The organism is Paenibacillus sp. LC231, assembly GCF_001860525.1.
Taxonomy (GTDB): Bacteria; Bacillota; Bacilli; order Paenibacillales; family Paenibacillaceae; genus Paenibacillus_AQ.
This window is the reverse complement of the sequence record NZ_JFOM01000015.1, coordinates 756,750-776,414: the sequence shown is the minus strand read 5'-3', so window position 1 is coordinate 776,414 and position 19,665 is coordinate 756,750. Positions and strand designations below refer to the sequence as shown.

The window sequence follows — 19,665 nt, the reverse complement described above, 5'->3', positions numbered from 1 at the left end:
TTTGTTTTACAACAAGGAACGTTTCCAAAACAAACTGGGCGACCTCTCCCCGATTGAGTTTCGGGAGAAAGTCGCCGCTTAATAAAATTTCTCTTTTTTTATTGTCTACTTGACGGGGCTATGACCACTGATATCCTCTGTTCTTCTACATATAATTCGAGGACAATCCCTTGGAAAGTAATATGAGAATTCATGTTCCGCATCTATTGCCCACACCACTGCCGGAAAGTCCGGTCGGTTCTGTTTTTCTCGTGGGATGAAGATTTCAATATCAGCCTCTTCGCTAAAATGAAAAAGCATTCATGCACCTCATTTTATATATGTATTTCAGCAATTTCGTATCCTTGAGTCACTTACTAAACGCGTCACAGTTTCACTGACTCAGGTCTTCTGGCAATCCGCCTAGATACATCTCCATAGCATTTGAATAGGTTTCTAGTGTTTGAATAATGACTGGATGGGGCTGTGTGTAATTAATCTCATAATCCTTCTCGCCATATTCTTCCCTAACAGGAAAAGCTAATCTCTCCTTATCTATTGAAAACTGCGCATCTATGCCTTCCTTATTTCCTCTTGCGTCTAAACGTATCCACCTGTCATGCTCCCTCAAATACACTGTATTCAAAGCATGCAAACAGTACCCATCCTCGGGTTTATCGAATAGGGTTAACCTTTGATAACAAATGCCTGAAGGTATACCCATTCCTCGCAGTATTCCTGATAATAAATGAGATTTGGCATAGCATATTCCATGTCTTTTGTTCAATACTTCAGAGGCCTTCCTTGTTACTTCTTCGCTTTTAATATCAAAAGAATGATCAATCTGATCGCGCACAAATTCAAATGCTGCCTGTATTCTTTTAGTTTCAGTTTCTTCTGTAAAAGATAAAATCACTGCTTGTATTTGAGCATCAAAATAATCAATATACTCAGATGCCTGTAAATAGGCTTCCAATGATGATAACTGCTTCATTATTTCTCCCCCTAGTCGTTATAACAGAAATTTCCATCCTAACCTTCTTTCGTATTCACGACGTTCAAGAAGCTCACACTTCGTATCGACAGGTATTCCTTTTTATTACAGATATTTTTTGAATGCTCTACTTGAATTACCGTCATATCCCAACCTGTCGTAAAATACATGAGCCTCAGTCCTTGAACTTCCACTTGTAAGAAATATCTTTAAAAAGTTCTTCTCGGCGCATAAACCTTCGATATATTTCATTAATTCTGAACCATATCCCTTTCCTTGTTGTGCTCTTGAAATAATAACTCTTTCTACAACACCAAACGGCCTGGACCCCACTAATGCGTCCATGCAGAGATGCAAATGAGCAGTTCCCACAATCTTTTGCTCTAGTTCGTAGACGAATAAGAAGCTATTCGGATTATTTTGGACTTCACTTAATCTTTCATTTGACACATATATTTCAGTGCTGTTAGGTAATAACTCCTTATATAATTCCTCAATTTGTTCTGCATCTTTTGGTTCCGCTTCTGGAATCATTGTTTTTCTCCTTTCCTTTCTTAAGCTGATTTCATATAACGTTTCCATGTTCACGACGTCAACCCAACTTTAAGCGAACGTAAGTGAGCCGCCGTGATGGGGTAGATGGTAAGGGGTGTCCACCCACATCGCCTCCTGAACGATCCATGTCTTGAGGCGGACCAAAAGGCGCATATCGTGTTATGTGTGACCAGTAACCTCCATTAAACTCTTCACACATAATATGTTGTAGAAAATCTCCCTGCCAGCGTGAATATTACGTTATCGGAAGTCTACGTCTTCATCGAAATTGCAACACATTCCTTTACTGTTCTTTCAAGAATATCAATGACTTCTTCAAATTCAAGAATTTCCAACTCTTGTTCTTTCGCCTCATCTTTCATTGCAAAATCATTTTCTAAATCTTTTACTAATTCTGGCAGGTATCTATAATCAATCTCTTCTATCTCGATAGACTTGACTTCCAACGGTCTATATTCAATGGAATAATAATCAATCAATTTTCCATTGAGTCTCCAAAAATCTCTATAATACTTTAACTGCGCTTCTTTTTTATCCGGTTGAGGCAACCACTTTATTTTCTTGTAATAAATTTCTTCAACCCATATAACATCAGATATTAAATGATAAAAGTAACCTAGATAAAATGGTTCTCTCATATATCTCAGATATTTCTCATGAAATCCCAAATAATCGGCAAATATTTGTTCTTCATTATTTGTCCTTACGAAATGAGAAATGGTTTTAGGGGTTTTCATATTTTTATTCACATCAGGAGCAATACCACCTAAGAAAAATTGATTATCATCAATCTTTAATTCTTTAGCAAGACGGGCAGTAATACAATAATGCATGATTCTAGATCCCATGTTATTCTCCTTTGCATAGAGTTCTCATAACGTTCTTGTATCTAAAGAATGTCACATTCATAAGCTACTCTCAAAATCATTTCCTTATTACTCTTTACTACAATCAGTTTTTCTTTATGTTTTTCCAGCATTTCATGTATCTTTTTCTTATTATCCGCATCAAATTTGCTATTCCATTTCAACATTTCGATTAACCCTTTTAAGGTTTGTTGGTATTTAGATCTCTCCAGTTTTGTTCTCTGTTTGATAAATCTAGTTATAATTCTAAATGCTCTATTCATTGGTCTAGGTGATAAAAAGATAATTACATCTGCTTCTTCGAAGCTTCGTCCCAACCACTTGTGATATACCCCTTCAATAATCCACTGTTCTTTATTTATAATGTCTTCAAGTATTTTATCTCGGACCTCCGGCGAATTTTTCCCACTCAATCCGACTGCACCATTCCACACAATATCATCTAATTCAAAGAAAGGAATATGTAATCGTTTGGAAATCTCTCTAGCTAAATATGTCTTTCCACTTCCTGTCGATCCAATAATATGGATCTTCTTATGAGTGAACTTCATAATTCCCTCCCTTATACTTAATAGAGTTTCTCTTATCTAAGCCTCCCAGATCTTCCGACCGCAATGCGGTTAGATGGTGCAGGGTTGTCAGCAAGGTTCTTCTAGAAAATCTTCGAGTGGACCAAAGGGCCCGACAGCAGTCCGTAGCGTGAATGCTGTGCTAACTGATGCCGAAGCTTGCTTCGATATAATTAAAAAAAAAACCTTAGACAATATCGTGGGTTTTCAACATGATCATTGGTCGATTTATATCACATCTGAAATACTGCGACCAATTTTCCTAGCTTTAGCTACAATTTAAACCTTTGCTTAATCATACTTGCGACTTCCTCTGGCTTCAAAGCTGCATTGTTTATTTTCATGTAATTTTCTCTTTTGATTTCACCATCAAGAGAGTTCAACCGGTGTTGGACCATTGAATTTAGTAAATTACCTTCAGAGAAATCAATATCTCTTTTTGTAGGTTTATGTTCAAGTCTATTCGGACTTTTATTACGCTCTAGTCTTATGTCAATGTCCGCCTCAAGTTCAACAAAACAAACTACTCCACCTTTTGATTCAAAGATATGACAAACCTCATCTACATACTCCCAATCTGCACGGCTGTCAAATGACCAAAGGAAAGTAAAAATCAATCCGTTTAAGTCACTATTAGCTGCTTCTTCAAATATGGCTTTACGGATTAACCTCACCAACCTCTTTCCAGGTGCAGTACTATAACTGAAAAAAGGGGTAACGAACTCAATACTCATATGGTTATGAAAAAGCTTCAACCCTGTAATTTTTTCAAGTTCCTGACCTACTGTCATTTTACCAACTGCTTGTGGTCCAAAGATTAAAACGAATATCATAGTAAGCAACAACTCCATCCGTTTTACTTTTTAGAATCGTCAATTGAAATAGCCTCACCAATTGTCATTTCCCCAGTTAACGTTCTCGAATGCACGACGTCCGACGAAGTCGGATATGTCCGGCTGCACTACTCCCTTGCTAGTATCATCTGCTGGACCGAGGGCGAATGTACCAATGCTTGAAAATGATGTTAGACGAAGTTAACGCTTCGCTATTCTACTCACGAATGATCTTATGTCCATAAATACGTGTTTAATACGCTATTTATATTGGTTTTCAATTACCCAAATTACTCTTTCCAGGTTCACTTCTTTTTCCAATTGTGTTATCATCATTTACAAAGAAGCCGAGTGCGGGAACACTCGGCTGAACAATTGGCTTGGATGGTTTACTCCCTTCTAAGCGATCAGAATAAAGACCCACCTTCGGCGCTAATCTTGGGGTGGGTTTTTACTTTCTCTTGTTGTTCGAATTGATGTATGTTAATAGTGCAAGGATAAACGATCCAAACAGAAACATGATCGTCAACGCATCTTTAACTTCCATGGCTTCACCTCCTTTCGAAGGGAAACCATGCCCACCCAAGATTCAATTGTCTTTCCCTATTGTACCATCATCTACCAATGACATGAAGAACGATTGTTCGGTTTTTTTACTCAATCTTAAATCCGTTGATTTCATCTATCGTTGTAAGTATTCACGAACCCGAAAGGCTTAAAGGAGCGAATGCGACTATTGTGCGGCATGAATTTCCGATAACTCCATATCCACGAACTTCGTATATCCCCATCGCAATGAGAATCCACCAAGTTGATAGACACTACTGAGCTCACTCCATTTACCGAAACTCTAGATCCCCACCATCACATTCCCGCCACACACTGGAATATATGCCCCGGTAATGAACGACGACAAGTCCGAAGCCAGGAATGCCACGGCATTGGCAATCTCCTGGTCCGTTCCGCGGCGCTTCAATGGAACGGAGGCTTCATAGGAGGCGCTGTGTTCGGTTCCGTTCTCCCGATCACGGTCGCTGATCGTCCAGCCCGGCGCGACCTGGTTGACGGTGATCCCGTGCTCGCCGATCTCTTTGGCGAGCACGCGGTAGACACCGTCCATGCCGCGTTTTCCCGCTACATAAGCCGATTGGCTCGGGAAGTTTTGGATCGAACATTCGGTGTTGATCCCGATGAACCGGCCGCCTTGACGCTCGATCATGGCAGGAACAAAAGCCTTCGCCAGGTAGACGCTTTGCATGACACAGGATTGGAACTGACTCTCGTAATCTTCCGGCGCTTGCTCCAAGACGGATGTCCATTGATAGGATTCAACGGCATTGGCAACAATGATATGGGGCAGCACGCCGAAGTGTGCAAGCACCGCATCCCGCATGGCATTCACGGAAGCTTGATCCGTCACATCGGCTTGCACGGGGAAAGCCCGTCTTCCCATCGACTCTACTTCGCGCTGAAGCTCTTCTGCCTTGGCTTGGCTCCCCCGGTAATGGATAACCACATCCGCGCCGCAGTCCGCCAAGGTTCTGACCATGACACGCCCTAATTGGCCCGCGGCTCCCGTAATTAACGCAATTTTATCCGTTAAATCCATCTTCATTGTTCATTCGCTCCTCTACCGTTTGACTGGTTATTTTCGCCTATCATACCATAATCATCTACCGCCAGACATGACAAAAAAAGACCAGAAACGAACTTCTGGTCCTCTGTCTAAACCTATCATAATCTATCTAATCCACGGATCACGGATCCTCTTCTAAACTTGCCAACCTACACCTTAAGGTTCAAAACCCTTCTGGCTCACAAACAACTGCTCTTCCGGAAACTCCCGGCTAAATCGATCGTAGACCGTTCGATAAGCAGCGGGATCGTACCACTCCTGCTCCCCAAGCTCCTCGTACAGAGCCTGAACAGGCAGTCTCTTCGTACGTTTCCCGCCACTGCCATCCCCCATAAAATAATCGTCGATGCACACGCGATTCACAAGCGGCCGCAGGATCTGTGGGAAAGCCTCCGTACTCGGAAGCACGGGTGCGATTGCTGCCTGGGCAGGAATTCCCGCGTCCCTCAGGAGTGCGAGGGTTTTCAATCTCGCTTGGATCGGCGGGGCTGATGGCGTAAAATGCTTGCGCATCTCCTCGCGGTCCGTCTCGACCGTCATGCTTACCCGCACGCGTTCTCCTAACTGCTGCAGCAGATCTATATCCCTCCGGACCAACGGACTGCGCGTCTGTACGAGCAGAAAATCCGGCGGTTCGCTGACCATCACCTCGAGCAAAGCACGAGTCACTTCTTCCTTGGCCTCAATCGGCTGGTAAGGATCGGTGCTGGAAGACATGAAAATCGTGACAGGTCCCTTGGACTTGGCACGCTTCAGTTCTTTTCGGAGGATAGCAGCAGATTCAACCTTAACGTCAACCCAGCTTCCCCATTCCTGATTGCGGAACATCGATACCGGCATTTGCCGGACATAGCAATAAGAACAAGCGAAGGTGCAGCCCGTATACGGATTCAAGGTATGGCTGTATCCATTCAGGAATCCCGTTCCTTTATTGAGCAGGGTCTTCGGCGTTTTGTAGAGCACTTCTTGTTTCACCTGGGACACCCCATTCCTACACTTTCTTCTATTATACTATTTCTCTCCTCACATCCCATAATGAATGAGTGGACACACGCGCCCCTCTACTTTGCATCATGAAAAATAATCCCGAGGCTGTATCGGGTCCCCGACGTAATCGTACCGAGGCCATGACGGAGCGTGGTCCGGTAATACCCTCGCGTTCCCTGAACGGGACGATGGTTGGTCGGAAAGATTAGCCCCGCTCCTTGCTCCAACGTGATCACATGTCCCCGGCTCTGTGCCCTCGGCCGCTGCTCGATGAGCAGAAACTCTCCTCCCGTGTAATCGACTTCCTTCTCATTCAGAACAAACACCACTTGAAACGGGAAAAATTCATCTCCGTACAAATCCTGATGCAAGCAATTATAGCCGCCTTCTTCATATTTCAAAATCAACGGCGTCGAACGCTCTTGCCCCTGCGCATGGCACATGCCAAGAAATTCATCCAGGCTCACCGGATATCTCTCTTCATGTCCAAGCTGCGTCAACCAGCGGTTAGCGGTCAACGCAAGCTCAGGATAAAAGCCTTCCCGAAGCTGCTGCAGCGATTCTGGCAGCGGTGCTTGATAATACTTGTACTCTCCTAGCCCAAACCGGTGCCTAACCATATTGATCGTGCTGCGAAACCGCTCCTCTTCCGAATAAGTGTTGATAATCTCCGCACACTCGTCAGGCAGCAGCAGCTTTGGAACAACCGCATATCCCTGCTCATCCAAAGCTCCTTGTATCCCCGTCCAATCGAGCCCTGCTATGCGTTGCGGCAATGAATTAGGCATTATTCACCTTCTCCCTCATCCTGGCTCGCTCACCCTCAAGCTCCAGCAGCCGGGTCTTCATGGCCAGCCCCCCGCGATACCCGGTCAATGCACCGCTTTTGCCAATTACCCGATGACAAGGCACGGTTATCAGCAGCGGATTAGCCCCAATAGCCGCTCCTACAGCTCGAACAGCTGCCGGCTTTCCAATCTGGTTGGCGATGTCCGAATACGTGAAGGTTTGTCCATACGGGATCTGGCACAGCGCATTCCATACCGCCATTTGAAACGCGGTCCCCTTACAATCCATAGCCACCTCAAACCGAGCGCGTTTCCCCTGAAAATACTCCACCAACTCGGCAGCATACGGCTGCATGGCTTCATCGTTCTGCACGAGTTCACAGCCAGGGAATTTCGCCTGTACCCAGTTCTCCAGCTCTGTTAAAGGTTTATCCGGTGATCCGACGTAACATAAGCCCTGCTCCGTCGCCGCGATGTATACGTTCCAGTTATCATGACGCAGTTGGGTCCAGTTAATGGTAATCGAATGATGGGATTTCATGATCTTGCACCTCCGCATTTGTATTTTTCAAATATTTCCCGCGATAACTAAGGGGCGTCATCCCCGTCTTCTTCTTAAACAACGTGATAAAATAAGCCGTATTCTCCATGCCCACCTTATGGCCGATATCCGAAATGGCCAAGCTGGAATTTGTCAGGAGCTCCTTGGCCTTGCCGATCCGGTAATCCTGAATGTATTCCATCGGGGTCTGAGCTTTGACGCGCTTAAATATCCGGTGCAGATGGTACGGACTGCCGTGGCTCACATCGGCCAAGACATCAAGCGACAAATGATCCGTATAGTGTTTATCGATATACTCGGTGACAAGTTCAATCCATTCATGGTCCGGTAAACGCTCGCCCGTCGGCTTGCACCTTTTGCATGGCCGGAAGCGCTCGGCTTTCGCTTCATCCGCCGATTGAAACACGCGCACATTTTCAAACTTCGGGGGTCTGGATTTACAGGATGGCCTGCAGAAAATTTTCGTTGTCTGCACTGCATAGAAAAACTTGCCGTCACTATCCTTGTCGTTGTTGATAATGGCCTTCCACTGGGCTTCGGTCGGTTGTATTCGGTTTGCCACGTTTCCTCACCTCCGCTAACATTATAACCACAGGATAATCCTGTTGTACGCTTTTTGGAATAGAAGAGCAAGATAACAAAATTATACGGTCTACGTTTATGGTACAACTAGTATAGAAGAGTTCGAGTGCGAAAGGAAACGATGAAGATGCAGGTGCCAAACCACAACCATGACGATAAGCCATATACAATGGAGAATCATCTCCCCCGGGACAGCTGGGAAGATCATGCCAAAGCCATCAGGCTTTTCGTACCGAAGGAGTTCAGTTTTACGGAGAACCTCAATTATTTGCAAAGATCGCCGAACGAATGTCTTTATCATATCCGGAATGACAGCATCTACCGGGCTATCCCACTTGAGGGTGACATCGCTGTGATTGAAGTCAGCGCGGAGCCTCAGGAGCAAGCAATCCTTGTTCGGTTTTTGGGGAATACGGCCCCCTCCGATCCCTGCAAGCGGGCGGAAGTAGCGGGTTATGTCCGGGACTGGTTCGATCTGAATACCAATCTCGTACCGTTCTATAACATGGCGGAAGCAGATCCATTGCTCAGTCAAGCCGTTCAATCCTTCTATGGACTTCGCAACATGGGCATTCCCGATCTGTTCGAGGCTTTGTGCTGGGGCATCCTGGGGCAGCAGATTAACCTGGCCTATGCCTATACGTTAAAAAGACGTTTCGTTGAAGCCTTCGGCCGCCGCGTGGAGTGTGAAGGAGAGGTTTATTGGATTTTCCCAAGACCTGAGGACATAGCACATCTGCTTGTTGAAGACCTGGACGGGCTTCGTATGACCGTAAAAAAAGGCGAGTATCTTATTGGAGTCGCTCAGCTTATGGTCGAAGGGAAATTGACGAAGGAGCAGCTGCTTGAAGCAGGCAGCTTAAAACAAGCGGAGAAACAATTAGTCAGCATCCGCGGGATCGGACCATGGACGGCCAACTATGTGCTGATGCGCTGTTTGCGAATGCCGGCGGCATTTCCTATCGATGATGTCGGTCTGCACAATGCCATCAAACATCTGCTCGGCTTGGAGGCGAAACCGACGAAGAAGGAAATACTGCAGCTATCGGCAGCATGGGCGAACTGGGAATCCTACGCCACCTTTTATCTGTGGAGATTTCTTTATTAATAGTCCAAACGCAATAAAGAGGAGGTCTCCCACTTCTGCCATGACAGACAGCAGGAAGACCTCCTCTGATTAGCACATCGCTGATTCGAGAATCAACTACTCGATGAAATACAATTTGCCGTCAACCTCGAGTGAGATCGCGGATTGCGACAAATCGTCCTTAAGCTTCTTCGCATAGTCCACCACTTGATTAAGCGAGTCCTTATCAAGCTTCTCGGCAAACGCGTACACAATCGTTACTTTTTCCTTGATCAGGGTTTTGTTATTGTCCACCCATGCCCCTTCGCCCGGAATCGCAGTTGCCCCGCCAAACCAGCCGGACAGCTTCGTAAGCGTTTGGTCGACAAACTTCTGATGAGCTGCATCCGTAATCGGAATGTCACCCTTTACCGTTGAAGGTACGTAAATCTTAACGACATGATCCAAGTGGAACTGATCGTTCAGAGCACTCTGTGTAATGGCGGTTGCCGTTGGATTGCCCTCTGCGCTGAAAGACTGCTGAACCGGTACTACGATAAGTGTTAACAATAATGCCGCTGCGAATGCGATAAGCCAACCTTTTCTCTTCATGCCCATTTCTCCTTTATGTATGGTCTCGTGTCCCGTACAAGCATGGCATTTCTGTTGTCCAGTGCAACCTTACTGCCATCCGCACGATACAGACTAGCACATATTATATACTGGCCTTTTCTTAACAGCTATGGGACATACGGATTATATTATGCGGAATCATGCAAAAAAGCCGATATTCCCGATAAACAAACTACGAGAATTCGACTTTTAATGAATACATCGCTATTTCAGCGTCCCGATCCAGGATAAACTCTCCACTGATCGATGATCCATGCTGCCATTCAAAATAGCTTGAACATCATGCAGCGTATCCTGCAAATGCACTCGCTCGCCCGGTAAACCGGTATAAGCCTCCGCAACGTAAAAAGGCTGCGTCAGATACGCCTCAAGCCGTGCTCCCCGCTCATAAACCTCTGTCTCGGATGCCGGAATGGACTGCAATCCTCGTGCTTGAACCAGTGAACGCAGCTCGCGATAACGGCGCAGCAGCTTCTGGGCCCGCTGTTGGACCGCTAAATGAACCTGATCCAGGTGAACGCCTTCCGATACGGAAGAGGTAGAGTATAACGGGTTCACGGCAGGAAACATATGTCTTGCCGCCAGATCGGCATCGAAATACCACAGCGTCTCCAGCGGGCCGTAAGGCATGTCTTCATCCACAGCCGCACCTTTGAGGTCCACAAGAAACGTCGTGATGTGCTGTATGCCCTCTTGTTGAAAACGTTCCTGAAGATCATAGATTTTGCCGGTCAAGACGTGCTCCCTGTCCGCTGCAAACACAATCTCATGATCGGTATTCGCATTCGCCACAATGGAATAGGTTTCTTCTATAGAATAAGCTACCCGTTCTACGTCATTCAGCATGTCCAGCAGCTCTGGATATTCGCCTTCCGGCTTTAGCAAAATCGTCATATACCCTTCCTTCTTGAAGTGATGAAACAACTCACCAAGCAGCACCAGTTGGCCCATTCCGGGACGGGCGACCAGACCTACGGTACCCCCTTTTGTCAAAGGAGCAAATAGATCAAGCGGTTTGATGCCGGTTTCAATCATCTCCACACTTTCTCCACGCAGAATCAGTTCATCCAGACTGCATTTTGCCAGAGATGCCAATGCGGCAATGGTGCGGACTTCCGCCCGACCAACGGGAATTTTTCCTGTACATAGGTTGGAGACCGTGGCCGGCCGTAATCCCACGGATTTGGCTGCGCTGGTCAAGTTCGGAACTCTTTGTCGTAAAAGTGATACATTCAGCTTCAGATTGTCCAAGTGCGTACACCCTTTTTTAAGTGATTGATTGATGGTTCTTCCTAATCTCTTTTTAGAAAAGAGTCTGCGGGGCGGACAAACACATCCACATCCGGTTCAAAAATATTGTGATCGTGCTCCTCGAACGCCACGATGTTTGCCTGAGGCAGCGCAAGCTTATATTGTTCCACTGCTTCTAATGATAACCCGGGTTGTGGTTTTACGCCACGGATAATAAGGACTGGGCAAGTCAGTCTAGTTAGGTCGTTCCACATTTCTACCTTAGCCGATTCCTGCTGCAGTGCCTGTAAAGCCGATGTTTTCATACGTTCAGACAGCTTCTTTCCTCTCCAAGGGGGCAGCGACGCAAAGAACTCCACCCATCCCGCAGGGAGCCGGGTATGAACCGCAGGATAGTCCCCGATGATCAAACCTTGAATCCGTTCCGGATTCTGAACGGCGTAGCCTAATTGATAGGACACCCCTCGAGAATATCCCATGATTACGAAATGCTCAAGTTCAAGATGACGAATCGCCGCATCGATGTCGCTGATATGGTCTTCGAGCGTATAGCCCGAAGCAGGCGAATCACTTCGGCCCCGGCCGCGAAGCGTAATGATAACAATATGCCTGGGCGACAGCTTTTCCATGATGGCGATATAATCCTCGGCCGACTCGGACAGTCCCGGGATGACGACCAGTGAGGTTTGTTCGTTCCTAAGATCCCGATGTACCTCCGTCACATGAATATGTACCCCTTGGTTATTGACCATAGTCTCGTATAACTGCATGCATTAGACCTCCTTAAAAATTAACATTTATCTATGAAGTGTTACCTCAATGCCCCAAAAGGTAAAAATGCGTGCACGCCCTTACATGTGTTCACGATCTGGGTTACCCTTAGATCGACCGTCAAGGTGGCATAGGCGTACGCCTCCGTTCTTGAAATAGAGTAAAGCTCGGTCATGAGATCAAGCATCCCGCTTAATGCCATCCACATGGCTTCGTCCAGGTCCTCGTGAAACCCCATCGTAAGCCAGCCGGTACTTGTCTTGGCCCTGGGCATCGTGATGGGCATGTCGTCTCGGACATGAAAGGTTAGACTCACCTTCTCCATGGGGCATTCCAGGGCGGGACCGCTAACTTCGCCGTCTCCCTGAGCCGCATGTCCATCCCCTGTTGAGAACAGCCCGCCATCCACCGGGATCGGCAGATACAAGGTGCTGCCGGCCGTTAATTCTTTGCAATCAAGATTTCCTCCACAAGGGCGCGGTGCAAAAGTCGTATGCTGACCTTTTTCATTCGGCGGCATGCCCATGATCCCCATAAACGGCTTCAGGCCGACGCTATACTTGAAATTTCCGAACTGGCTTCTGCCTGTCATGGTCTTGGGATCCAATTCAAAGTCCAGCGTCACTTCCTTGGCATGGGCCATGCCCAGCTTCTCGTTCCAATAGCTCGGATAACCTCCGGCAGAGGTCCATCCCCAAGATCCGGGAACGATCTCGTTGATCTGAATCTCCAACGTAAGCCCAGGTTTAGCCTCTTGAATATGGACGGGACCCAATAACGCATGCCCGAACTGCTCCTCCTGCCGCTCCGGACTGCGCTTCGTAAACTTCATTCTCGCCGCGCCTGGGGCAGCACGCTTCTCCAGTCCCCAACCCGCATCTAAGGTTTGATACATGACAGTATCCCCAGATTGTATGTATAGGGCGGGCTCCAGTTCCCTGCTGAAAAATCCATGAAGCGTATGAATATCCGGTTGTAACATATGAACCTGTGACATCAACTTTCTCCCTTCACAGCCGTAATCAGAGTGGCCATTTCATGTCTCATATTTACTCTGTTACTTTATAAGGTATTTCAAATTACTCTTAGAGTCAATATAAAATTACTCCAAAACGTAATAATAATTACTCCAAAAACAAACCATTGCCCATTTCCGGTTGTACCATGGTTGTTCGTCGAAACACAAAAAACCGTCCACTGCGCAGATTCACTGCGAGGGACGGTTCATCTCCATGTCAGTTAAATTTTATATCAGCTAACGATGAGCGTTCATGGGAATGGTAACGGTTACTATGTGCACGGCCATTCTCACTACACACGATTCTCTCTTCAAATCCTTACACTGGAATCCCGCACGACGATCTGCGGCATCAATTTCACGGCCCGCTCTTCCCTCGGTATTCCCAACATGCGATCCATCAGGATTTGGGCTGCCTTGCGGCCGATTTCCTCCTGCTGCAAGGCAACGGACGTCAGCTTGGGATATACGCGGGAGGCAAGGTCCAGATTATCCATGCCCACAACGGCAACGTCATGGGGAATGCGAAGACCGGCTTCTTCGCAGGCCTTCATGACCCCGATTGCCATTAAATCGTTCGCGGCGACAATGCCCTCCGGATGGTCGGGCCCTTGAAGCCACGCTTTTGCCATCGCATAACCGCCGCTTTCAGTATAATCGGATTCGGCGATAAAACGAGGCAGCAATGGGAGCCCCGCTTGCAGCATCGCATCCCGATACCCGCAGAACCGCTCATGGCCGGTCTGCTCGCTCAGATTGCCGCCCATATAGGCGATGCAACGCAGGCCTTGACGGATCAGATGCTCCGTGCTTTGCTTGATTCCGTCATACGTGTCCACATACACATAATCGAAGCGGTCATTCCCTTCCGGCGAGACATATTTATTCGTGAGCACGACAGGTGCTTGCAGCGCATTGATGGCCCCGATATTCTCTTCACCGAAATGAAAGGACACCATGATCATGCCGTCGGCCACATTTTCCCGCAGGGTTTGGATCGCCTTCATCTCCTCCTGGAGCCTATGCTTGGTGTAAAACAGAATCATCAGGTAATCATGCTCTTCCAGCACCTGATTGATTCCGTTGATCATATCGAAATAAAAAGGGTTGCATATATCGGGCACGGCAAAAATAATTTTGTTGGTTTGTCTCATTTTCAGCATCTTCGCTGCATGATCGGGCGCATAGTTCATTTCCTTCGCAGCCGCCAGAATTTTGCTCTTCGTCTTTGGACTGCAGTAACCTCTTCCCGACAAGGCTCTGGACACCGTAGAAGGGGATACGCCTACCCGTTCAGCAATCGTATAAATCGTATGTTTGTCCATCCTATCCTCCATTAACAACCATGGAAACGCCATATGCTCCCGCAAAAGGGTCCATGGATTCACACTATCACCTTACCGGCAGGTAAGCAATAGCTCCTCTTTATATAACCTCCCGCTCATCATTACCCGGAAGCTCTGGAAATGGCGCATGGGGCTCGGCCTGATACCAGAATGCCGTCGATGCAATATCGCTCTGCTGCGGAAGATACCTCCCTCCGGACCTCCAGCCAAGATCCTGAATGGTCACGCGAAGATCGCTTTGAAAGCGGATTGGATCCATGACATGCCATCGATACATGCCAAAACGCTGCTGACTTCGATACAATCCGTCCGGCTTCAGCACTTGGTGCATCCCCAAATATGGCGTCGAGTAGGTTCGGTAGGTACCAATCGGCTGCTCCCAATTCCAGGCCCCGCCAAAATAATCTTCCGTGCCCGTACCGCATATGGTCGGATAATCCTGATCCCCGTCCATATAGAACTTGATCTCGCCTTCGCCCCACCAGCCGTTATTGTTCACCTGCCAGGCGAGGTAAGTCCCTACATAGTGCCCGTGTCCAGTCACCCCATCCAGAATGGTATAAACTTCTTTATAAGGAACGGGATTCGTTCTCCGCCACTGCGCGTGAAAATATGCCTCATCTTCCGGGATGTCCGTCAGCGTATAATCAATTTGATAGTAAAGGACTGCCTTTTCCGGCGCACGGTTCTCCATCGTCAATCGGGCTTGCTTGCGGAAGGGCATCTGCCAGTAGCTGTTCATGCCGCCGGCCGGATTCACGGCAACCGGAATTGAATTGACATCGCTGCGCTCGCCCCATCCGTTACAGAACAAATCACCGACGGGCACCTCAACCGAAGGTTCCTGCTCATCGTCCCAATACATGCGGATAATCAGATTGCGCCACAGCGTCGGATGGCACGTAAGCCAGATATGTTGAATCGCCCCGGGACCCTGAATGTCACCCATCGTAAACGTTTCGCCCGGTAAAATCTCCACGGAAGGAGAGACCTTCCAGCCCACGCCCAAGTCCCTGGAAGCCGCTGCGCCCGTGCCGTCGGTGGCCATTCCGCCCTTTCCTTTTTCACCGGTAAAATTCTCCGCGCTGATGGATCTCGTCTGCGCATTGGACAGCCGGGATAAATTTCCGAGGTGCATATTAAGTCCATTAAAGTTCATCATCTGTTATCGCTCCTTTTAGTATGTGATATCGTATCCGTACCGCTCTTTCAACGTTTGACCCAGACGGTCCTTAATCCGCAGGTAAGCCTCAGCTGCCGCACCGTTCCCCCAATCGAAGATGGTGAATGTCCCCATGCCTCGCCCCTCCTCATCCACAACACCATCATGACCGTAATTCTCCATCATGAAGCCGTAATCCTTCTCGTTAAAGAAAGGATACGCCCGCTCCCACTGCTCTTTTGTTTTTTCGTTTTCGGGACAATACATCATGACGAACGAGGCCTGCAAAGCGGCTAACCCGCGCTCAATATATTCTTTTTGGTCCAACTCCACGCCATATTGCAGAATCAGCTCAGCAAACAGGCTTTGCCGGGCATCATTCCATTCCCCGTCGCAGTTCATGACGCCGAATCCGCCTACTACGTCGACGTACAGATAGGGCGGCTGCCAGGAAGCCTGCGTCATCAGCATTTCATCCAGCACACGTTGGCCAACGATCATATATCGTTTGTCACCGTTTGTTTTATACATATGGTATAACGCTTCCGCCGTCCAAAACATGGAGAAATTGCACTGCTTGAACATGTTATTCCTAGCTACCTTGTTGCCTGGAAGCTCATCGCGCCCATAACCGCAGCAGGACCAATACGTCTCGAAATCCTCCCACCTGCCGGTCGGCACGATCTCCTGGATAACAACCTTAAGCGCCTGCTCTGCCGCTTCCATGTATTTGGAATCCGGGCGCAATTGGTGCAGCTTAAGCAAAAATGTGACGGAGAGCGACGTTTCCGGGGACTCCCGAAGGATATCCAGCGGCGCTAACGTATCCTGATCCAGCCATGCTGGAAAATATCCCTTCCCGTCCTGGAGGGCCACGAGCGCATCCGCATAGCGCGCGGCATATGCCATCAGCCTTGGATCCGGCTCGAGCTCATCATGCCAGCGAAGCATGAGCAGCGCCGTCCAGCTCATATCCAGCACATGATAAGGTGCTGCAGCGATGGCCCCCCAAGGGTCGACCGGGTTGCGATTGGAATTTCCCCAGTAGGCAAACGCCCAGCTCCCGGACCGATTGACCTGCTGTCCATCTACCATCACCCGCTTCATCTCCGTTGCGATGACGGCGGGAAAGAACCCGCCTCGCTGCGGGGCCGCCAGCGCAAGCTCCTTCATAAGCCTGGCCTTGCGAACCAGCTCCGGATCGTTCTGTTCCATACCGTATCGGTAGATGCCTTGAGCAGAGCGAAGGGAGCTGAACCAGGCCTGATTCCAGATCGATCGACTCTCCCTTTCGTTCGGCACGCCCGGATAATTTGGACTTTGACTCACATCGGCAATAAATACCGGTGCGCCTACGTTCCGTCCGTCCCATTCGAATTCCTGCCAGACCGTGTCTTTCCAATTGCGAAAAGCCCAATCATAAGCATGCCTTACATAGCTGTCTAGGCGGACCTCCTCACGGATCGATTGACCGAATTGGGCATGGCCCCATCGATCCCATAAAAACTGCAGCAACGATCGCCAGGGGTTCAATCCGGCCTGATCATGATCCGCCATTTTCAAATAGAAACCGAACCGTATCGTTCCGGAAGGATATGAAGCGCCATTCACTTTCTCAAACAGCACATGCTCGCTCACCCGAGTTCGGCTCATTCCCAAGACAAGTTGGTTATTAGGGGCATCCAGGTCCATGTACCAACGAGCGTCTGCATCCTTCGTGATCAGATCCAGATCCGGTATGAGCATGAGCGTCTTTGTATCGTCATGAACGATGAGCGCGGGCGAACGAAAGCAATGCTGGTCCATCACATGACGGGAAGTCGGCGTTAAATGAGGCGCCCAGTGAAAATGTGGCAGGAATGCCGGCTCCAAACGCATCTGCCAGTCATCCTGTTGAATCGTCTGCTCCAGCTCGAATGTCAGCACGCAGTGGATCGTCTCTTTATCCAGCTGATGCAGGCTTACCTCCGGCGCCGTTTGCCCGATATCGTCGTAAACCCACTGCTTCACAAAAGAATCCGGTAATCGTTTCATGCATGTCTCCCTTCTTTCCGGTCTCTCGGCCACTTTCGTCAATTCTTAACCACGCTGAAATCGTCAACCTGAATCCACGTATCCGATGTGGCCCACATCCCGGCGTAAATCTCCAGACTATGATACTGGCCCGAGTTGAAGCGAACTGTCTTCAGGGCGTATCCAGGGATGTTCTGAAATGAAATTTCACTTAATACCGGACCATCGCCAAGCTGCCTTACGCCAAAATATCCGTCGTTATTGTTGTCTGAAGTACGGATCCATGCCGATAAAGTGTATTCGGTATCCGGCTCGACAAAAATCTCCTGCTTGATCGCATTCCAACCGCTGCTTGCCCTTGCATATCCGTTGTTTGCCCCGGTGCGTGCAAATCCAAGATTACGGTCTACCCCGGCTGTTCCGTTCGAATACCAAGGCGACGACAGACTTGAAGAGGATTGGGATTCAAATCCGGCATGACCCACGAGATTCAAATCCTTCACCAGGGACATATCGTCAACCTGAAGCCAGGTGTCTCCGTTTGCCCACAATCCCGTATACAATTCCACGACGGAACGGTTCCCGGAATTAAAGGTCACGGTCAGTTCCGTATAATCGCTCAATTGAGCAAAGGAGGTTTCCTTAATAACGGCCCCATCAACTGGCTCCCTAACCCCGAAGTGGCCTTTCGTATTGTTGCTGGACGTACGAACCCAGCCCTTCAAGGTATAGTTGGTATACGGCTGCACAACCACCCGCTGCTTGATCGCGTTCCAGCCGCTGCCGTTGCGTACATATCCATTATTCTCACCGGTTCGGGCATTTCCGAGCTGGCGGTCCAAGCCGCCTTCGCCCGTAACATACCATGGGGCCATGACCGGCGTTTCTCTCTGCGTTTCGAAGCCCGGGTCCGAGATGATATTATCGCCGAGCATGTCAGGGGTCAGCGTAGTTTTCATTAGATGGGTATTGTAATCCGGGTACCAGGTGGACATGATAAAATACAGCTCAGGCCCGTTATTGGACAGCGGATGCATATACGCATTGTACTGACCAAGGCCCGTGAAATCTCCAGGCACCAAAATTTTCTCTCCGCTCCATGGACCGATCGGCGTTGCCGCATCCCGCATGACGATCGCCTGCCGATCTTCGTTCAGATAGGTCATGATATACCGTTTGAAGTGGGTGTTGTAAGCTACGGACATCTCGCCTGCCACACCGATCGCCACCGGCCGGGCTGCAGACTGGGCCGCCGACCAGCCGCTTCCGTCCCAATAACGATAATCCCCGATATTCAGCAGCCCATTCTCCGGTACCCGTGCAAGATATACGTCCCCAAAGCGGCCGTTCGGCGTAGCATACATATACACGAATCCGCTGTCCTTAAGGAACGCTGCCATTTGAAAAGGATTGTTCCAGGTTGACGTGTTGTTATACCAGCGGGCGGAGGGACTCTTGGTCCAGTTCTGTCCGTTGTCATCCGAGTAAGCGATGCCGGAGTAATTCGTATACCATCGGCCGGCTGGGCCCCAGTGGTTGACGGACATGTAATGGATATAATGCCTGTTGCCAACGGTTACGCCTGCCGTCGGGATGACCGTCATTTCATCATTGTTGATTTTTTTGGAGGGAAGAATTTCCTTGGCGTGGCCTGGCTTGCTCTGAATCATTGTTGAGAATGCAAGACCATCCTCCAGATTCGTATCCGATGAAATGGCCAGCACATTGCTTCGGTTCCAGTTGCCTGCCGTATCGTTGGTATCGCCGAAAGCAATGAAATATTCGCCGCCGCCCTTATCCCACACGATGCCTAAATCCGTCCCGCCGACATCGTAGTTCATGTGGGTTTGATTCGGATTCGGCATGGTCTCTCCGGCAGGCGTTGCACCTGTAACCCGGGCGATCATCTTCGTGCCTTCTGGCGTCAGCGCTTCGGCGCTGCCCGCCCAAGTGGAAGCGAATATCATGGAAAAGGCGAGAACACCTGTCGTCATCTTCTTCATAAAATTATAGATACCCTCCTTCACATTATCGCTCTCAAGCGGCCGTGCAAT

The 19,665-nt window shown here is 48.4% G+C and carries 21 protein-coding genes; 1 reads left to right on the top strand and 20 read right to left on the bottom strand.

The window, feature by feature from the left end:
• Positions 1–105: 105 nt before the first annotated feature.
• The 12 genes from AK95_RS35225 to AK95_RS13455 form a co-directional block, all read right to left on the bottom strand.
• Entirely contained in the window at positions 106–300 is a 195-nt protein-coding gene (locus AK95_RS35225; RefSeq protein ID WP_071220455.1) for a DUF6886 family protein, read from the bottom strand.
• Between the two features lie 73 nt (positions 301–373).
• Positions 374–973, bottom strand: coding sequence for a transglutaminase-like domain-containing protein (locus AK95_RS13500; RefSeq protein WP_071220454.1), 600 nt, complete (start codon positions 971–973; stop codon positions 374–376).
• A 105-nt stretch (positions 974–1,078) separates the two neighbouring features.
• Positions 1,079–1,507, bottom strand: a complete 429-nt coding sequence (locus tag AK95_RS13495; RefSeq protein ID WP_071220453.1) for a GNAT family N-acetyltransferase — start codon at positions 1,505–1,507, stop codon at positions 1,079–1,081.
• 272 nt (positions 1,508–1,779) lie between these two features.
• The gene (locus AK95_RS13490) at positions 1,780–2,376 is read right to left on the bottom strand and encodes a hypothetical protein (RefSeq protein ID WP_071220452.1); all 597 of its coding nucleotides are present in this window, start codon (positions 2,374–2,376) and stop codon (positions 1,780–1,782) included.
• A 41-nt stretch (positions 2,377–2,417) separates the two neighbouring features.
• Positions 2,418–2,945, bottom strand: coding sequence for a P-loop NTPase family protein (locus AK95_RS13485; RefSeq protein WP_071220451.1), 528 nt, complete (start codon positions 2,943–2,945; stop codon positions 2,418–2,420).
• 290 nt (positions 2,946–3,235) lie between these two features.
• Positions 3,236–3,796 carry a DEAD/DEAH box helicase family protein gene (locus tag AK95_RS13480; protein ID WP_071220450.1) on the bottom strand — a complete coding sequence of 187 codons (561 nt, stop codon included), beginning with the start codon at positions 3,794–3,796 and terminating at the stop codon, positions 3,236–3,238.
• A gap of 451 nt (positions 3,797–4,247) precedes the next feature.
• On the bottom strand, positions 4,248–4,343 hold the full coding sequence (gene comI / locus AK95_RS34775) for a competence inhibitor ComI (protein ID WP_219930283.1): 96 nt from the start codon (positions 4,341–4,343) through the stop codon (positions 4,248–4,250).
• A gap of 303 nt (positions 4,344–4,646) precedes the next feature.
• Positions 4,647–5,411, bottom strand: a complete 765-nt coding sequence (locus AK95_RS13475) for an SDR family NAD(P)-dependent oxidoreductase (protein ID WP_071220449.1) — start codon at positions 5,409–5,411, stop codon at positions 4,647–4,649.
• Positions 5,412–5,588: 177 nt separating this feature from the next.
• Complete coding sequence (locus tag AK95_RS13470) at positions 5,589–6,407, bottom strand: SPL family radical SAM protein (RefSeq protein WP_071220503.1); 819 nt, start codon at positions 6,405–6,407, stop codon at positions 5,589–5,591.
• Positions 6,408–6,493: 86 nt separating this feature from the next.
• On the bottom strand, positions 6,494–7,207 hold the full coding sequence (locus tag AK95_RS13465; RefSeq protein WP_071220448.1) for a 2OG-Fe(II) oxygenase: 714 nt from the start codon (positions 7,205–7,207) through the stop codon (positions 6,494–6,496).
• The gene (locus AK95_RS13460; RefSeq protein WP_071220447.1) at positions 7,200–7,748 is read right to left on the bottom strand and encodes a methylated-DNA--[protein]-cysteine S-methyltransferase; all 549 of its coding nucleotides are present in this window, start codon (positions 7,746–7,748) and stop codon (positions 7,200–7,202) included. The genes AK95_RS13465 and AK95_RS13460 overlap by 8 nt, the downstream gene beginning before the upstream one ends.
• The gene (locus AK95_RS13455; RefSeq protein WP_071220446.1) at positions 7,720–8,331 is read right to left on the bottom strand and encodes a bifunctional transcriptional activator/DNA repair enzyme AdaA; all 612 of its coding nucleotides are present in this window, start codon (positions 8,329–8,331) and stop codon (positions 7,720–7,722) included. The genes AK95_RS13460 and AK95_RS13455 overlap by 29 nt, the downstream gene beginning before the upstream one ends.
• A gap of 189 nt (positions 8,332–8,520) precedes the next feature.
• Here AK95_RS13455 and AK95_RS13450 point away from each other — a divergent pair, with 189 nt between their 5' ends.
• Positions 8,521–9,459, top strand: a complete 939-nt coding sequence (locus tag AK95_RS13450) for a DNA-3-methyladenine glycosylase 2 (RefSeq protein WP_071220502.1) — start codon at positions 8,521–8,523, stop codon at positions 9,457–9,459.
• Between the two features lie 96 nt (positions 9,460–9,555).
• On the opposite strand, the gene AK95_RS13445 is transcribed toward AK95_RS13450, so the two are convergent.
• From AK95_RS13445 to AK95_RS13410, 8 genes are all read right to left on the bottom strand, one after another.
• Positions 9,556–10,029, bottom strand: coding sequence for a DUF3574 domain-containing protein (locus AK95_RS13445; protein WP_071220445.1), 474 nt, complete (start codon positions 10,027–10,029; stop codon positions 9,556–9,558).
• A gap of 225 nt (positions 10,030–10,254) precedes the next feature.
• Positions 10,255–11,301 carry a P-loop NTPase family protein gene (locus tag AK95_RS13440; protein WP_071220444.1) on the bottom strand — a complete coding sequence of 349 codons (1,047 nt, stop codon included), beginning with the start codon at positions 11,299–11,301 and terminating at the stop codon, positions 10,255–10,257.
• 41 nt (positions 11,302–11,342) lie between these two features.
• Positions 11,343–12,071, bottom strand: a complete 729-nt coding sequence (locus AK95_RS13435; RefSeq protein ID WP_071220443.1) for an alpha/beta fold hydrolase — start codon at positions 12,069–12,071, stop codon at positions 11,343–11,345.
• Positions 12,072–12,112: 41 nt separating this feature from the next.
• The gene (locus AK95_RS13430) at positions 12,113–13,069 is read right to left on the bottom strand and encodes an acetamidase/formamidase family protein (RefSeq protein ID WP_071220442.1); all 957 of its coding nucleotides are present in this window, start codon (positions 13,067–13,069) and stop codon (positions 12,113–12,115) included.
• A gap of 332 nt (positions 13,070–13,401) precedes the next feature.
• Positions 13,402–14,415 (bottom strand): LacI family DNA-binding transcriptional regulator, encoded by a 1,014-nt coding sequence (locus AK95_RS13425; RefSeq protein WP_071220441.1) that lies wholly within the window; start codon positions 14,413–14,415, stop codon positions 13,402–13,404.
• 100 nt (positions 14,416–14,515) lie between these two features.
• Positions 14,516–15,598 (bottom strand): glycoside hydrolase family 172 protein, encoded by a 1,083-nt coding sequence (locus AK95_RS13420; RefSeq protein WP_071220440.1) that lies wholly within the window; start codon positions 15,596–15,598, stop codon positions 14,516–14,518.
• 15 nt (positions 15,599–15,613) lie between these two features.
• On the bottom strand, positions 15,614–17,632 hold the full coding sequence (locus AK95_RS13415) for a glycoside hydrolase family protein (RefSeq protein WP_071220439.1): 2,019 nt from the start codon (positions 17,630–17,632) through the stop codon (positions 15,614–15,616).
• A gap of 38 nt (positions 17,633–17,670) precedes the next feature.
• Positions 17,671–19,614 (bottom strand): DUF4185 domain-containing protein, encoded by a 1,944-nt coding sequence (locus AK95_RS13410; protein ID WP_071220438.1) that lies wholly within the window; start codon positions 19,612–19,614, stop codon positions 17,671–17,673.
• Positions 19,615–19,665 lie beyond the last annotated feature (51 nt).

Coding starts and splice junctions, on each gene's coding strand:
- AK95_RS35225 (WP_071220455.1), bottom strand. CDS start 300: ATGCTTTTTCATTTTAGCGAAGAGGCTGATATTGAAATCTTCATCCCA.
- AK95_RS13500 (WP_071220454.1), bottom strand. CDS start 973: ATGAAGCAGTTATCATCATTGGAAGCCTATTTACAGGCATCTGAGTAT.
- AK95_RS13495 (WP_071220453.1), bottom strand. CDS start 1,507: ATGATTCCAGAAGCGGAACCAAAAGATGCAGAACAAATTGAGGAATTA.
- AK95_RS13490 (WP_071220452.1), bottom strand. CDS start 2,376: ATGGGATCTAGAATCATGCATTATTGTATTACTGCCCGTCTTGCTAAA.
- AK95_RS13485 (WP_071220451.1), bottom strand. CDS start 2,945: ATGAAGTTCACTCATAAGAAGATCCATATTATTGGATCGACAGGAAGT.
- AK95_RS13480 (WP_071220450.1), bottom strand. CDS start 3,796: ATGATATTCGTTTTAATCTTTGGACCACAAGCAGTTGGTAAAATGACA.
- comI (WP_219930283.1), bottom strand. CDS start 4,343: ATGGAAGTTAAAGATGCGTTGACGATCATGTTTCTGTTTGGATCGTTT.
- AK95_RS13475 (WP_071220449.1), bottom strand. CDS start 5,411: ATGAAGATGGATTTAACGGATAAAATTGCGTTAATTACGGGAGCCGCG.
- AK95_RS13465 (WP_071220448.1), bottom strand. CDS start 7,207: ATGCCTAATTCATTGCCGCAACGCATAGCAGGGCTCGATTGGACGGGG.
- AK95_RS13460 (WP_071220447.1), bottom strand. CDS start 7,748: ATGAAATCCCATCATTCGATTACCATTAACTGGACCCAACTGCGTCAT.
- AK95_RS13450 (WP_071220502.1), top strand. CDS start 8,521: ATGGAGAATCATCTCCCCCGGGACAGCTGGGAAGATCATGCCAAAGCC.
- AK95_RS13445 (WP_071220445.1), bottom strand. CDS start 10,029: ATGAAGAGAAAAGGTTGGCTTATCGCATTCGCAGCGGCATTATTGTTA.
- AK95_RS13435 (WP_071220443.1), bottom strand. CDS start 12,071: ATGCAGTTATACGAGACTATGGTCAATAACCAAGGGGTACATATTCAT.
- AK95_RS13430 (WP_071220442.1), bottom strand. CDS start 13,069: ATGTCACAGGTTCATATGTTACAACCGGATATTCATACGCTTCATGGA.
- AK95_RS13425 (WP_071220441.1), bottom strand. CDS start 14,415: ATGGACAAACATACGATTTATACGATTGCTGAACGGGTAGGCGTATCC.
- AK95_RS13420 (WP_071220440.1), bottom strand. CDS start 15,598: ATGATGAACTTTAATGGACTTAATATGCACCTCGGAAATTTATCCCGG.
- AK95_RS13415 (WP_071220439.1), bottom strand. CDS start 17,632: ATGAAACGATTACCGGATTCTTTTGTGAAGCAGTGGGTTTACGACGAT.
- AK95_RS13410 (WP_071220438.1), bottom strand. CDS start 19,614: ATGAAGAAGATGACGACAGGTGTTCTCGCCTTTTCCATGATATTCGCT.